This is a genomic window from Acinetobacter beijerinckii CIP 110307 (assembly GCF_000369005.1).
GTDB lineage: Bacteria > Pseudomonadota > Gammaproteobacteria > Pseudomonadales > Moraxellaceae > Acinetobacter > Acinetobacter beijerinckii.
Window position 1 is genome coordinate 606,967 of the sequence record NZ_KB849764.1, and the last position, 14,353, is coordinate 621,319.

Below are 14,353 nucleotides of genomic sequence, written 5' to 3' on the forward strand. Positions count from 1 at the left end.
TGCTGAGAAAAATATGACAAAACATTATGACTATATTGCGATTGGCGGTGGTAGTGGCGGAATTGCATCAGTAAATCGTGCAGCAATGTACGGTATGAAATGTGCTTTGATTGAAAAAGGTGAAATTGGTGGAACCTGCGTTAATGTGGGTTGTGTGCCAAAAAAAGTGATGTGGTATGCTGCACATGTAGCTGAATCAATTCAAAAGTTCGGTCCAGACTATGGTTTTAATAGCAAACTTGAATCTTTTGATTGGCAGATATTGATAAAAAATAGACAAGCTTATATTGAACGGATTCATCAATCCTATCAAAATAGCCTAAGCAATAATAAAGTCGATCTTATTCTTGGAGCAGCTAGTTTTATAAATCAGAATACTATTGAGGTAAATGGAGAAATAATCTCAGCAGATCATATATTGATAGCAACTGGGACACAGCCCTCATTACCTGATGTTGAAGGGGTAGAACATGGCATTGATTCGAATGGTTTTTTTGAATTAGAAGCCTTACCGAAAAGAACAGCAGTTATTGGTTCTGGCTATATTGCGGTTGAACTGGCAGGTGTATTGAATGCTTTAGGTTCACAAGTAGGATTATTTATTCGTAAGAATTTACCTGTACGTCGTTTTGATTCTTTTTTGAGTGAAACTTTGGTAGAGGTGATGCGAACAGATGGTATTGAAATACATACGCAAGCTGTGCCGAAGAAAGTCACAAAAAATGAAGATGGTACTATTGAACTGCATTTAGAGAATGGTGAAAAGCATACAGTAGATTGTCTAATTTGGGCGACAGGTCGAGAGCCGAATACTGCTCATTTAAATTTAGATAAAGCCAATGTTCAGTTGGATGAACGAGGTTATATCCAAGTGGATAAGTTTCAGAATACATCACAGACAGGAATTTATGCAGTAGGTGACATTACTGGAAAAATGGAGCTTACGCCTGTCGCTGTAGCAGCAGGACGCAGATTATCTGAAAGATTATTTAATAATAAACCGAATGAGTATTTGGATTACGAAAATATCCCAACAGTTGTATTTAGCCATCCGCCAATTGGAACAGTAGGCATCACAGAAAAAGAAGCGGTTGAAGAATATGGTCAGGAAGCTGTGAAAGTTTATAATTCATCGTTTACTGCTATGTATAGTGCGATTACTCAACATCGTCAACCGACTAAAATGAAGATGGTTTGTGTCGGTAAAGATGAAAAGATTGTAGGTATTCATGGGATTGGATTTGGGATGGATGAAATACTACAAGGTTTTGCTGTTGCTTTAAAAATGGGTGCAACGAAGAAAGACTTTGATAATACTGTTGCGATTCATCCAACTTCTGCTGAAGAGTTTGTGACGATGCGATAGGAGGTTTTTATCCGAAGTTGATTTTGAGTAAAGGACGTTATTGCAACGTCCTTTAAGATTCATTTTGGCTTTTAGAGTAACAGAATTATTTCAATTCACTCGATGATTTACCTAATTCGCGACGCGCAATAATCAATTGCTGAATCTGTTGTGTACCTTCAAAAATATCGAGAATTTTTGAATCACGTGCCCATTTTTCTAATAACTCATCTTCACCATAGCCAACACTTGCAGCCAGTTCGACACATTTTAGTGTGATTTCATTACCGACACGTCCAGCTTTAGCTTTCGCAATCGAAGCTTCCTTAGAGTTTGGCTTTTTATTATCAGCCATCCATGTTGCTTTAATCATGAGTAGACGGGCAGCTTCCCATTCGGCTTCCATACGATAGATTTGAGCAGCTAGATTCGATGTTTGTAAATATGGGGTCTTGTAGTCTGGATCAAGTTGATCTTTGAATATTTCTTTAATGCGTTCTAATGATGCTTTAGCACATCCGACAGCCATTGCAGCAACAAGAGGACGTGTATTATCAAAAGTTTCCATTACACCAGCAAAACCTTTAGCCACATCAATTTCAGGATTACCTAATAAATTAGCTGCTGGTACGCGACAATCAATAAAGCTAATGACCGCTGTATCAGATGCTTTGATCCCAAGTTTGTGTTCAAGGCGTTCTACTTTCATTCCCGGTGTACCTTTAGGCACAACGAAGGATTTAATAGCAGCACGACCAAGCTTTTTGTCCAAAGTCGCCCAAACCACAACTGAATCCGCACGCTCACCAGAGGTTACGAATATTTTCTCACCATTCAGAATATAGTCATCGCCATCTTTAGTCGCAGTTGTTCTTATTGATGCAGAGTCTGAACCGCAACCTGGCTCTGTTATTGCCATTGCAGCCCAAGTTCCTTTAAATCGTTCAAGTTGCTCATCATTTGCAACAGCCGCGATTGCAGAGTTGCCTAAACCTTGACGTGGCATACTCAATAATAAACCCGTATCGCCATAGCACATTTCGATAATGCCTAATGCAGCAGACATGTTGCCACCATTCACAACAGCATCAGGATCAGCAGTTCCGCGCTTACTCGCATTGGCAGCACCAACACCTTCACCACTTTCATTCATACCATCAAGCAAAGCAGCAAGCATATCGAGTTCTTTAGGGTATGCGTGCTCAGCTTTATCATATTTGCGAGATATTGGACGTAATACATTCAAGGCTGTCTCATGTGCTTGATCGATCAGCATTTGAAATTTTTTAGGATTTTGTAAGTTCATTATTATGCTCCAAATTTACGCATGTAGACCAGAATGTAAAATTGCTGTTGCACGTAGATCACGATACCAACGCTCTACAGGATGCTCTTTGGTAAAACCATGACCACCTAATATTTGCACACCATCCGTACCAATTTTCATCGATTTTTCAGCACAAAGCAGACGTGCTAGATAAGCTTCTCGATGGAAAGGTTTACCTGCTTCAGCCAAACTTGCAGCATTCAATACAAGCATGCGCATTGCATCAATTTCAATTGCCATATCAGCAATCATGAATGCAACACTTTGACGATGAGAAATCGGTTCACCAAAAGCTGTGCGTTCATTGGCGTATTTAATACAGTAAGCTTTAATTGCTTCGCATGTGCCTACTGCCATGGCACACCACATCAAATTACCCAAATCAACGAATGCACTATAATTAAAATCAGCATCGCCTAAACGTAATGCAGGCGTTTGATTAAACTGAAGAGTTGCTGTTTCAGCTGCTTTTAAACCCATCGCAGGATTATTTTTAATTGAAATACTTTCGTTTGATTGCACAACAAAAATATCAGGCTGGCCATTAAATTCAGCGCTTACAAGGAATACATCTGCTGTATCTCCTAAAATAACTAAGGTCTTTTCGCCTGTAATTTGGAATTGACCATTATTTTCTGTTGCTTTGGTTTTTAACTGAAATGGATTAAATGCTGGAGTTGCTTCTTGGAAGGCAAAAGTTGCAGTGACATCGGTATCTTCTGCAAATACAGGTAGGTACATCGATTGCACTTGTGTTGAGCCCCAACGAGTAATCGCATTGATGACGCTAAAGGTACTCAGTAATCCAGCTGTTAGGCTGAAATCACCTTTAGCCAAGCTTTCAGCAATTAAGATATTACTCACAATATTTTGCTCAGCCGCAACACCACCAAGTGCTTCTGGAAGGGCATAATAATTTAAGCCCAAGTCAACTAGGTGCTGCCATAATTCTTCTGGGAATTGTGCATTGTGATCTGCATCATGTGCTAAAGCATATAAGACCTCTTGAGCAAATTGAGACATTGCATCAGCAGTCATTTGTTGTTCTTCAGTCAAACTTAGATCAAATAAGTTTTTATTGGTTTGATTCGGAAGACGTTGTTTATCAATAGGTTGTGGTTTGAAAGCTTTTTGAGTAGTTGTCAGTACTTTAAAACCCGTTTTTGAACCTTGATACAGTGATTTTTCAACAAATTTTCTTAATTTAAGTTGATCAAGCACTTCGCTTCCTGCAATTTTTGTGATCAAAGATAGCCCGAAACCTTGAGCCTTATTCATCATATTAGACATGACTTTATCCTAGAGGATGGTTGTAAATTTATGCTGACATGCTCTAGTTAAAAAAACTATGTCTTCTTTGACATGCTGATTTGAGAAAGATAAAGGGTAAATAATGTATATAATTTAATGTATATTTATGATTTATATGGTTTTTAAGAAAATAAAATAAAATCTAAATAAAAAAAATTGACCAAAATGACAATTCAAATTGGTCAAAATGACTTTGCTTATATTGCTTAGGCAAACTGACGAATCATTTTACGTACATTTGTCTTTGCCTCAATGACAGTCATGAATGTATAAGCACCTATAAATTTGCGACTAATAAACATAAATTCTTTAGGTGGAACAGAGAAGTAACGAGAAGCCATAGATTGAGCAGCTTGTTGCATTACACGGCTATGTAATTGACTTTTTTTCCAATCATAGCGATCTTGTTCATCCATAACGCCGACTGGAATATCTGGATTATTACTTGGACAGCTGAATGCTTCTGTTGCAATAAGGAATACATCCGCCATACCAGGTTTAATACTTTCTGGCATACCATCAAAAAACTCGTAACCAGTCATGGCTTTGACCATAGCATTTTTATCGTGATCATAACCTGCATGAATCAAATTACGAGCGACTGTGAGTAAATTATCATCAAACTGGCGAATTGCACCGAAGTCGAGGAGTACAATTTTATCTTTTACGTCATCACCATTACCCAAACGCACAAGATAATTACCAAAGTTTGGATCAGTTTGCATTTCACCCCATTCGAATAATTCACGAACAGCGATTTCTAAAGAAGCCTCACCCAATTGATTTCTTCGTTCTTGAGGTAGTGATAGCATGACAGGGCTATTGATCGGAACACCACGTTCAAAGGTCATACAAAGTACTTTATCAGCGCAAAACTCTTCAACTATTTCAGGTACAACATAGCGAGAATCATCTTTTAATCGTTCGGCAAAACGGCGTGTGGTTGCAGCTTCAATTCCATAGTCAACTTCACGATGCATCATTTCACGGACTTCATCAAACCATTGATCAAATTCACGGGTTTGCGGCACCATACGGGTGAGTTTTAACATGTTCTTAAATAGATTCATGTCTGAATCAATGGCTTCAGCAACACCTGGGTACTGAATTTTTAGTACCAGCTCTAAACCATCGGACTTACGTGTTGCACGATGAACCTGAGCAAGCGAAGCTGTACCAATCGGTTCATGATCAATTGTAAGCTCATCAAGTTTTGCACCTAATTGTTCTTGTAGGTGTGTTTTGATGCCTGGCCAAGCTAGGGCTACGGTTTGATTATTCAGTGTATTTAAAGCTTGTGTTATTTCTTCAGGTAAAAAATGTTCGCCGTATAAAGCCATCATTTGCCCAATCTTCACAATTGAGCCTTTTAGTTTCCCAATTTCAGAAACTAAATAATGTGCTTGTTCGGCCATTACTTTTTTACGTTTTTTCTCTTTTTCAGCTTCACTAGAAAAAATTGAAGTGGCGCTTGCAGTAGCCCAACGTGTTCCAGCGAGTAAAGATGCTTTTGCAATAGATAAGCGACGATCCACAGAGGAGGTTTTGAGATTCTTAAGCTTATCGTTCTGATCTGACATGAAAGAAAAATCCTATGCTGAAACCGGAGAGTAGAAAGCCGAGACTTAAATTGTAGCGAATATTACAGCTTTTGAACGTATTAAAATAGTTCAATCGCTTGAATTATCTGTCTAAATTTATGCAATGGGGCGATTGTCTAAAAATAGCCTAAGTAAATATTTCCTAATTAGTTGATATTTACAATACATTTGTCCTAAATTTTAAATTGGATCTTCAACGCAGATTTTCGCATTAACTCAGCTCGGTTGCTATGAATAAATTTCAATAACATTTGTTTAACCTGATTGTGATGAAAACCGACGGCATAAGCTTTGACAACAATAATACTGGGTAGTGTAAAGAAAAAATACTTGGTGTCTTCTAAAGTCGCATCCTTAAAAATACCTTCAGCAACCAATATTTCTCTCAAAAACTGCTTTTCAGCTTGTATGGTACTTGATGCTTCATCATCCCAATAATTTTGGCGCATCGCCATTAAATTATTATGCTTATAACTCATATAGGAATTTAGCCTTTAACTTTCACCTTTAGTCTTTATATAAGGCTTTAAGGATAATTATCAAGAATACAATTCAAAATAGCCTAAGCAAATTGAAAATATTTTTTTTAAAATGGTACACTTATCGCACTTAAAAACATCTATTGAAATAAGTTATAACATGACACCAGCTTGTAAATTATTAGAAAAAAATAAAATAGCATTCTCAATTCATGAATATGAACATGATGCTAACGCAAAAAGTTTTGGGTTAGAAGCGGCTGAAAAACTAAATCTGCGAGTAGAAGAAGTCTTCAAAACGTTGATGGTAGCAGATGATAAAAATTATTTTATTGCGATTTTACCTGTAAACCACCAACTCAATTTAAAGAAGGTTGCAGCAGCGATGGGATGTAAGAAATTACAAATGGCAAATCCTAAAGATGCTGAACGTTTGACTGGTTATTTAGTTGGTGGAATTAGTCCATTAGGGCAGAAGAAACGTCTAAAAACCGTCATTGATCTCACGGCGCAGACATTTAATAAAATATATGTCAGTGGTGGGAAGAGAGGGCTAGATATTGGTTTAGATCCAAATGATCTAGCAAAATTATTAAACGCAACTTTTGCTGATTTATTAGATGGTTAAGTGACATCTCTAGGGTCAAGAGAGTATGGATTAATCTTTTAATCTACTAAAACAATAAAATTAAACAATATAATTAGAATATATAATAATGAGAATTATTATCTTTTGTATCTATAGTTATCTATTTTTTATCTTAAACGTTAAAAATCAATATTTTAATTAATTTTGCACGCCGCAAATTTGTAATTGCTATTATAAATGATAATTATTATCATTCATTTATTCTTGTGTACAGCCGTTGCTGTATTTGAGAAGTGTTTAGAGCTTAAACATTCGAAAAAAAATTAACTCTCTCTATATAGAGGATACCGACAGATGCAATCACTTGCCAATCGGTTGGCGATACAACATTTCGTCAACGCATATACGCAAGAAACTGGCAAAGGTCACTTGCTTAATAAAACACAGCAAACTCCGCAACAAAAAGCGTTTAGCCAAGGTTTGACGCTATTATCTATTCCGATTAATTCTATTCATGCTCAATGTGATATCCCTTTATCTTATGTCAGTCGAGTTGGACGACATCGTGTAGCCAATCTCCCTCAAATTACAATCGCAGGTCAACCAAAATCATTCAGCCCAGTTGCAGTCGTTGGGCTGTTACTTGAAGAGCTGGTTTCTGAATCACCTTTATCTTTAGATGCGGCATCTTTGGTAGAGAAGTGGATTCAAAGCCGTGATGCACTGAAACAGTTTTTAATACAACGTGAAGCTGATTTTGATGACTTGGTTAAAGCTGGTCAAAGCTTTATTGAAACTGAACAGGCATTGATTTTGGGGCATAGCATGCACCCAGCGCCGAAAAGTAGAACAGGTTTTGTGCATGAGGATTGGCTAAAGTTTTCACCTGAACACAAAGGCAAGACCCAACTGCATTATTGGCTGGTGCATCAAGATTATATTGCAGAAGGTAGTGCAACTGATGAAAGTATTTCAAGTGAACTCAGAAAAGCTTTACAGTGGTATTTGTCTGAAAATGATCTAAATTTATTAAAAACATATACCGAATATAAATTACTCCCTTTACATCCTTGGCAAGCTCGCTATTTGCAAAGTAAAGCTTGGTTTGAACGTTTGAAACAAACAGGACAATTGCTTGATTTAGGTTTACGTGGCTGGCAATTCTCTCCAACAACATCCATTCGTACATTGGCAAGTTTCAATGCACCGTGGATGGTGAAGCCATCACTTTCAGTGATGATCACCAATTCTATTCGAGTCAATTTAGCCAAAGAGTGCCATCGTGGTGAATTGACACATCGTCTATGGCACAGTGAATTTGGTCAGAATATTTTAAAGCAGTGCCCAAGCTTAAAAGCGGTGAATGATCCAGCATGGATTGCTTTGAAAATTGATGATGAGGTGGTGAATGAAAGTATCTGTATTTTCCGCGATCAGCCATTCCATCCGCATCAGCAAGTCACATGTATTGCATCCTTATGTCAGGATCATCCAGATAAGCCTTTAAATCGTTTTAATGCCTTATTCGCAAAAATTGCAAAAGCTCATCCTGAGATGGATTTTTCAGAGATTGCTTTAGATTGGTTTACTCGTTTTCTCGAAGTCAGTTTGCAGCCTTTGATGTATCTATACCATCGTTTTGGTATGGCATTTGAGTCACATCAGCAGAATGTATTATTGGAACTCGAAAATCATTTTCCTAAAACTTTATGGCTACGTGATAACCAAGGTTTTTATTATATTGAAGAGTTTGCGACTGAAATTCTACAAGCGCTGCCTGAGCTGAAAGAAAAAGCCTTTGCGGTAGGTCCGAAAGATTTTGTGGATGAGCGTTTTAGTTATTATTTCTTCGGCAATACTTTATTCGGGATTATTAATGCCATCGGTGCGACGGGATATATCACTGAAGATGAGCTGTTAGCGCATTTAACTGGATTTTTAGAAGAACAATTACAACAATATCCTGATAGCACCTTATTGCAAGGATTACTGTTCAATTCAACGCTGCCTTATAAAGGCAACTTGCTGACACGTTTGCATGAATTAGACGAGTTGATCGCACCTGTAGAAAATCAATCTGTTTACGTGCAACTGCCAAATCCGCTGCGTATTTCACAGAAGGATGTCAGTTATGCTTGATTTTATTGGAGTTGGTTTAGGGCCTTTTAATTTAAGTCTTGCTAGTTTGCTACAAAACAAAAGCTCACTCAATTACGTGTTTTTTGAGCAAAAGGCGCAATTTGATTGGCATGCAGGTATGCAACTACCTAATACGGTATTACAAGTGCCATTCATGGCAGATTTGGTCTCGATGGTTGATCCAACCAGTCCATTTAGTTTTTTGAATTATCTGCGTCATCAGCAACGTTTGTATAAGTTTTACTTTTTAGAGCAGCCACATATTCCACGTTGTGAATACAACCACTATTGCCAATGGGTTGCAGAACAACTTGATTGTATCGAATACCAGTCGCAGGTTCTAAAGATTGAACCTCAAACGATAGGTTTTAAAGTAGTCGTTGAATCAAACGGTGTTCAGCAAAGTTATTTATGCCGTCATTTGGTGGTTGGAAGCGGCAATGTGCCTTATTTGCCTGAATGTTTGGCAAAAATTCAGAAAATCCATCCACAACAATGTCTGCATTCAGCACAGTATATGACGCATGCCGATACAGATTTACATGGCGATGTGGTCGTACTTGGTTCTGGACAATCTGCAGCTGAAGTATTTATCGACTTATTTGATGAACAGCAAGATACTTTCAATCATCAGTTTGATTTGCATTGGTTTACGCGCTCTCAGGGTTTCTTCCCGATGGAGTATGCGCCATTAGGTTTGGAACATTTTAGTCCAGATTATGCTCAGCATTTTTATGATTTGACTGTGCAGCACAAGGAACAGCAGTTAAAGCAACAAGCCTTGTTATACAAGGGAATTAGCGCAAAAACCATTCGTGAGATTTATCAGAAACTTTATCATCGCAGTATTGCAGGTCAAAGCTTACAGACACATTTACATAGTCAATGTGATTTGAAAGATGCAGAAGCATTGGATACACAAAAAATCCGACTGCATTTCCAGCATCGTGCTACAGCTCAGTCTTTTCATCTCGACTGTGATTTTCTTGTAGCCGCAACGGGTTATTTCACACCTGATTTTGGTTTTATGCAGTTGCTCAAGCCATACATCGAGTTTGATCATAAACAGCGTTGGCAGATTACAGACGACTATCGTGTTGTACATCGGCTGAATGGTCATATCTTTGTTCAAAATCAAGAAATGCATAGTCATGGTGTCGGCACGCCTGATTTAGGTCTTGGTGCTTATCGTGCAGCAACGATCATTAATCAACTGCTTGCTGAGCCTCTTTATGAATTAGGCAATCAAGCGCAGACATTCCAACACTTTAATCTCTCTCAAAATCCAAAAATTTGTATGGCAGACGACAAAGCACAATCAAAAGAGTGCGTTTGCGAAAATTCTGCCAATAAAAACCATTCAATTTTTAAGAAAACAGAACAGAACGTGATGACAACGCACCCTAATAGTCGTGGTGCTAATACACGTAAACAAACAGCTTCTGTACACTCAACTTATGAGAAACTGATATGAACTTTGCAACTTTAAAAATTAATCGGCAGCAATGGCGTGCCGCAGGACAACGTCTTATTGAAATGGCGATTGCAGAGTTTCTATACGAAGAAATTATTGAAGTTAAAGCATTGTCAGCAGGGCGTTATCGTTTAGATTTAGGCAAACGTCAGTATGAGTTTCAAGGACATCAATATCTACTCGGACACTGGAATATTCAGGAAGCTTCAGTACGTGATGTGACTCATAGTCAGGAAAATGATCAACCTGCTTGGAACTTACATGAGTTCATTGTCGCAATGTCTGACAGTTCTAATGTTAAGCCATTTACCAAAGCGTATTTGATCAAAGAAATGAACAATACTTGGCTGGCAGAAGCACATTTGTTCAATGAAACACGTTTGCCAAGCACAGCGGTTTTGACTGAGCCTCATTACAAAGTTGAAGGCATGCTACGAGGTCATCCTTGGCTTATCATGAGTAAGGGGCGTATGGGTTTTGGTTATGATGATTATCTTAGCTCAGCGCCAGAACTTTCTCCTGAAGTTAAAGTGTTGTGGTTAGCCGTACATCGTGATTTAGCAGAGTATCGAAGTACTGAAGATTGGAGTGCATGTGGTTTATATCAACATGAATTTGATGCCAATGAACTACAGCAATTCATCAATATTCTCCAAGAAAAAAATCTAGACCCACAAAATTATTTTTTGATTCCCGTACATGCATGGCAATGGCACCAATGGCTCGTTTCAACTTATGCAAATGAGATTGTTGATCAGAAAATTATTGAATTGAATATCAGTCAAGATAGTTATGTGCCAATGCAGTCCATTCGCACATTGTGCAATACATCAAATCTACAACGTCATTACATTAAGCTGCCAGTCAGTATTTTTAATACAGCTGTTTATCGTGGATTACCATCAAAACGAAATCTTGCAGCTCCAGCAGTGACTGCGTGGTTAAAACAAATCCATCAACAAGATCAAGACTTACGAAATACAGATGTTATTTTCTTGGGTGAAGTGGCGACTTTAACCATTCACCAGCCATGTTTTGACCGCATTGACGGCGCACCATATCAATTTAAAGAGCTATTCGGTTGTTTGTGGCGTGAAAGTGTCGATCGCTATGTTGATTCATCACAACAAGTTCTTTCGCAAGCAGCTTTATTACATCGTGATCTTTCTGGTCAATCTATCCTGAGTGTGCTGATCAAAGCATCAGGATTGAGTCCTTTAGCTTGGTTAGCTCAATTTGCTCAAGTGTGCATGAGTCCATTGTTACTTTGCTTGTATCGCTATGGTTTGGCATTTTCACCACACGGCGAAAACACAATGTTGGTACATGAAAATGGTGTGCCGAAAGCAATAGTATTAAAAGACTTCATTGATGACATCAATTTAGTGGATGAGGATTTTCCTGAGTTAACTCAGTTACCATCTGAAGCAGATTTATTACTCCGTCACGAAGCGACCGATCTAAGCCATTTTATTTTCACTGGTCTGTTCATGGTGCATTACCGTTATATCTGTAATGTGTTCTTGCAAGACTATCCTGAATATTCTGAGCTTGATTTTTGGCAGACCATTTCCAACACGATTGTTGAGTTTAACCAAAAACATCCAGAACTGGCTGAACGTGCTGATAAATTCGCCATGCTGCGTCCAAGTTACACCAAAATTTGCCTAAACCGTGTACGTCTATTTACCACAAGTTATAACGATGAAGCAGAACGTCCTGTTCCTGTCTTCCTTGATCCTATTGCAAATCCAGTTAGCCCAGAAACATTGAAAACATGGGCAGAACAACGACGCCAAGCGAAAGCGGGCTAATTTTATTCGTCATTTTATAGGTTCGATATGAAAACAATCTCTCAGCAATTACCAGATTATTTTGAATACTTTGAAGATGGTACGCAGTACTACTTACGCCAAGTGCAATATCCACAGGATATTCCTTTATTACATCAATGGATGCATGAACCACATGTCATTCCACAGTGGCAATTGAATAAGTCAGAACTGGATTTACAGGTTTACTTCGACAAGATGCTGGCAGATGACCATCAACGTTTATTGATTGTGGGTGTGGATGGGAAAGATGTGGGCTATACCGAGATCTATGAAGGTAAGCGTGATCGTTTAGGTCGTTATTACGAAGGTGATGACAATGATTTGGGATGGCATTTACTGTTTGGTGATAAATCCGTGTTTGGTAAAGGTTTTTTACGCCCAACCATTCGTTTACTCAGCTTCTATATTTTTGAACATTCTAAAGCCAAAAAAATCGTAGGTGAGCCAGATCATACGGTTAAACCTTATGCGGCAGTTGTGGCAGAGCTTTGCTATGAAACCCAACGTTTAATACCGATGCCTGAAAAAACCGCAATGTTGTATTACTGCTTCAGAGAAACTTTCTATAACAAGTTTGGGGAATATTACCAAACATCACAACAACAGCTAGCAGAAAAGCCAGCCAAACTCCTGAGTGTTACATGAGCTTATATATCAATGAAATGCATATCTTGGACATGCGCTTTGCGGCGCAGGTCTCGGTGACAGAATTTGAACAATGGTTAGCACGGATTCAGCATTATTTCGAGCATCAGCGAAATTTCGTGTTGATCATGCAAACCGATGTAAATACTGAATTTCCTGAAGAATATAGGGCAATCCAAGGCAAATGGTATAAGCAATATAAACAAGATTTTTACCAATATTGCTTGGGTTTTGCTCGTATTGCTCAAGATGAAGAAGATCGTATTCGATTGGATACACCAGCGCTACATAAAGCTTGGCATGTTCCATATTTTGTGAGCGTAGATAAAACTGAAGCCACACACTGGGCAATCCAGAGGTATTTATGAATCAAAATTCATTAAATATTCAGAAAGTATCAGCATTAAGTCTAAGTGTGGTGGTGGTTTTATACCTTGCGCATGCCTTACCTCTATACTTTTATAACGTGGCATTACCTACGATTCTACGCCATCAAGGTGTAGATTTACGCTGGATTGGCATGTTGTCGCTGTTGTATATCCCGTGGGCCTTTAAATTTTTTTGGGCACCATTGCTTGATCGTTTCTATTTTAAGGCACTAGGCAAACGCAAAACTTGGCTTTTATTTACACAAATAGCCTTGGTCTTAGGTGTTGTTGCCTTGGCTTTGACACAGTTCGATTATGGTCTAAGTGTCTTCGTGATTGTCGGTTTATGGATTTCATCATTTGCCGCAACCCAAGATATTGCGATTGATGGTTATACCGTTGAAACCTTTTCTGAATCTGAATATCGATTAGGCAGTATGGCGCAAAGTATTGGCGTGGCACTGGGTAGTATGATTGGTGGGGCTGCAACTTTGTGGCTGTATCAATTATATGGTTGGCAAACTTCACTGATTTCATTAGCCGCTATGACAGCATTGACGATGTTGGCTATTTTCCAAATTAAAGAAAAATCAAGTGCGGAGAAAATTTCTAAACAACCACCAAGTCTGATGCGTGCGTTTAAACGTCCAGAAATGTTATGGGCGTTGGCATTGATAGTGTGTTATCGCGTGGTGGAAGCACCTGCAATGGCAATGCTGAATCCGATGCTAATTGATCAAAAGTGGTCTTTGGCAGAGATTGGAGTGTTGATGTCTGTGGTCGGTGCGGGTATTGGATTATTAGCTGCTGTATCTGCTGCATTTCTATTAAAAAAAATAGCTGCAACACAATTGCTGATCTGGGCTGGTTGGGCTCGGACTTTGATTTATGCCTTGTTGGGCACTGCTGTTTTGCTCAGTTGGTTTGACCAGTGGCATAGATTACTTGGCGTATTTGTAGTGGTTATTCTTGCCATTCGTTATATCGCAATGACGGCATTATATGCACATTTCATGCAGACCAGTTCTAAAGATCAAGCAGGAACGGATTTCACCATTTTAGTTTGTTTTGAATTATTGGTTTATTTCATTGGTGGTGCAGTCTCAGGTTTCTTAGCCAAAGCATTTGGTTATGGAAACTTCTATCTCATTCTCGCCGCTGCATCCATTTTAAGCGTTTTACTCAGTCAAGTTTTGATTTCTAAAGCAAAACAATCGAAACAACTTATCTAGGGGCTACT

The 14,353-nt window shown here is 38.5% G+C and carries 12 protein-coding genes; 8 read left to right on the forward strand and 4 right to left on the reverse strand.

Going from position 1 to position 14,353, the window contains the following annotated elements; all coding sequences use genetic code 11:
* The first annotated feature begins 13 nt into the window (after nucleotides 1-13).
* Entirely contained in the window at nucleotides 14-1,366 is a 1,353-nt protein-coding gene (gene gorA / locus F933_RS04490; RefSeq protein ID WP_005058883.1) for a glutathione-disulfide reductase, read from the forward strand.
* Nucleotides 1,367-1,451: 85 nt separating this feature from the next.
* On the opposite strand, the gene F933_RS04495 is transcribed toward gorA, so the two are convergent.
* The 4 genes from F933_RS04495 to F933_RS04510 all read right to left on the reverse strand — a co-directional run bounded on the left by F933_RS04495 (nucleotide 1,452) and on the right by F933_RS04510 (nucleotide 6,063).
* A complete protein-coding gene (locus F933_RS04495) occupies nucleotides 1,452-2,651 on the reverse strand; it encodes an acyl-CoA dehydrogenase family protein (RefSeq protein WP_005058884.1) in 1,200 nt (399 codons plus the stop codon).
* Nucleotides 2,652-2,666: 15 nt separating this feature from the next.
* Entirely contained in the window at nucleotides 2,667-3,953 is a 1,287-nt protein-coding gene (locus tag F933_RS04500) for an acyl-CoA dehydrogenase family protein (RefSeq protein ID WP_171065937.1), read from the reverse strand.
* Nucleotides 3,954-4,189: 236 nt separating this feature from the next.
* The gene (locus F933_RS04505; RefSeq protein ID WP_005058889.1) at nucleotides 4,190-5,563 is read right to left on the reverse strand and encodes an ABC1 kinase family protein; all 1,374 of its coding nucleotides are present in this window, start codon (nucleotides 5,561-5,563) and stop codon (nucleotides 4,190-4,192) included.
* A gap of 194 nt (nucleotides 5,564-5,757) precedes the next feature.
* Nucleotides 5,758-6,063 carry a hypothetical protein gene (locus tag F933_RS04510; protein ID WP_005058891.1) on the reverse strand — a complete coding sequence of 102 codons (306 nt, stop codon included), beginning with the start codon at nucleotides 6,061-6,063 and terminating at the stop codon, nucleotides 5,758-5,760.
* 160 nt (nucleotides 6,064-6,223) lie between these two features.
* On the opposite strand from F933_RS04510, the gene ybaK reads away from it, so the two are divergent.
* From ybaK to actC, 7 genes are all read left to right on the forward strand, one after another.
* Nucleotides 6,224-6,691 (forward strand): Cys-tRNA(Pro) deacylase, encoded by a 468-nt coding sequence (gene ybaK / locus F933_RS04515; RefSeq protein ID WP_034710394.1) that lies wholly within the window; start codon nucleotides 6,224-6,226, stop codon nucleotides 6,689-6,691.
* A 315-nt stretch (nucleotides 6,692-7,006) separates the two neighbouring features.
* Complete coding sequence (locus tag F933_RS04520; protein ID WP_005058895.1) at nucleotides 7,007-8,791, forward strand: IucA/IucC family protein; 1,785 nt, start codon at nucleotides 7,007-7,009, stop codon at nucleotides 8,789-8,791.
* Nucleotides 8,784-10,265, forward strand: coding sequence for an acinetoferrin biosynthesis monooxygenase AcbB (gene acbB / locus F933_RS04525; RefSeq protein ID WP_005058897.1), 1,482 nt, complete (start codon nucleotides 8,784-8,786; stop codon nucleotides 10,263-10,265). Before F933_RS04520 ends, acbB begins: the two co-directional genes overlap by 8 nt.
* Complete coding sequence (acbC, locus tag F933_RS04530; protein WP_005058899.1) at nucleotides 10,262-12,079, forward strand: acinetoferrin biosynthesis protein AcbC; 1,818 nt, start codon at nucleotides 10,262-10,264, stop codon at nucleotides 12,077-12,079. The genes acbB and acbC overlap by 4 nt, the downstream gene beginning before the upstream one ends.
* Before the next feature lie 27 nt (nucleotides 12,080-12,106).
* Nucleotides 12,107-12,745: an acinetoferrin biosynthesis acetyltransferase AcbD gene (gene acbD / locus F933_RS04535; protein ID WP_005058901.1), complete on the forward strand. Its 639-nt coding sequence runs from the start codon at nucleotides 12,107-12,109 to the stop codon at nucleotides 12,743-12,745.
* Entirely contained in the window at nucleotides 12,742-13,113 is a 372-nt protein-coding gene (gene actB, locus F933_RS04540; protein WP_005058903.1) for a protein ActB, read from the forward strand. Before acbD ends, actB begins: the two co-directional genes overlap by 4 nt.
* Nucleotides 13,110-14,345 (forward strand): putative ferric acinetoferrin MFS transporter permease subunit ActC, encoded by a 1,236-nt coding sequence (gene actC, locus F933_RS04545; protein WP_005058904.1) that lies wholly within the window; start codon nucleotides 13,110-13,112, stop codon nucleotides 14,343-14,345. The genes actB and actC overlap by 4 nt, the downstream gene beginning before the upstream one ends.
* Nucleotides 14,346-14,353: the final 8 nt, after the last annotated feature.

What these genes read in the sequence shown, in the direction of transcription:
- ybaK (WP_034710394.1), top strand. Translation starts at nt 6,224, where the DNA reads ATGACACCAGCTTGTAAATTATTAGAAAAAAATAAAATAGCATTCTCA.
- F933_RS04510 (WP_005058891.1), bottom strand. Translation starts at nt 6,063, where the DNA reads ATGAGTTATAAGCATAATAATTTAATGGCGATGCGCCAAAATTATTGG.
- acbB (WP_005058897.1), top strand. Translation starts at nt 8,784, where the DNA reads ATGCTTGATTTTATTGGAGTTGGTTTAGGGCCTTTTAATTTAAGTCTT.
- F933_RS04520 (WP_005058895.1), top strand. Translation starts at nt 7,007, where the DNA reads ATGCAATCACTTGCCAATCGGTTGGCGATACAACATTTCGTCAACGCA.
- F933_RS04505 (WP_005058889.1), bottom strand. Translation starts at nt 5,563, where the DNA reads ATGTCAGATCAGAACGATAAGCTTAAGAATCTCAAAACCTCCTCTGTG.
- acbC (WP_005058899.1), top strand. Translation starts at nt 10,262, where the DNA reads ATGAACTTTGCAACTTTAAAAATTAATCGGCAGCAATGGCGTGCCGCA.
- gorA (WP_005058883.1), top strand. Translation starts at nt 14, where the DNA reads ATGACAAAACATTATGACTATATTGCGATTGGCGGTGGTAGTGGCGGA.
- actB (WP_005058903.1), top strand. Translation starts at nt 12,742, where the DNA reads ATGAGCTTATATATCAATGAAATGCATATCTTGGACATGCGCTTTGCG.
- F933_RS04495 (WP_005058884.1), bottom strand. Translation starts at nt 2,651, where the DNA reads ATGAACTTACAAAATCCTAAAAAATTTCAAATGCTGATCGATCAAGCA.
- acbD (WP_005058901.1), top strand. Translation starts at nt 12,107, where the DNA reads ATGAAAACAATCTCTCAGCAATTACCAGATTATTTTGAATACTTTGAA.
- F933_RS04500 (WP_171065937.1), bottom strand. Translation starts at nt 3,953, where the DNA reads ATGATGAATAAGGCTCAAGGTTTCGGGCTATCTTTGATCACAAAAATT.
- actC (WP_005058904.1), top strand. Translation starts at nt 13,110, where the DNA reads ATGAATCAAAATTCATTAAATATTCAGAAAGTATCAGCATTAAGTCTA.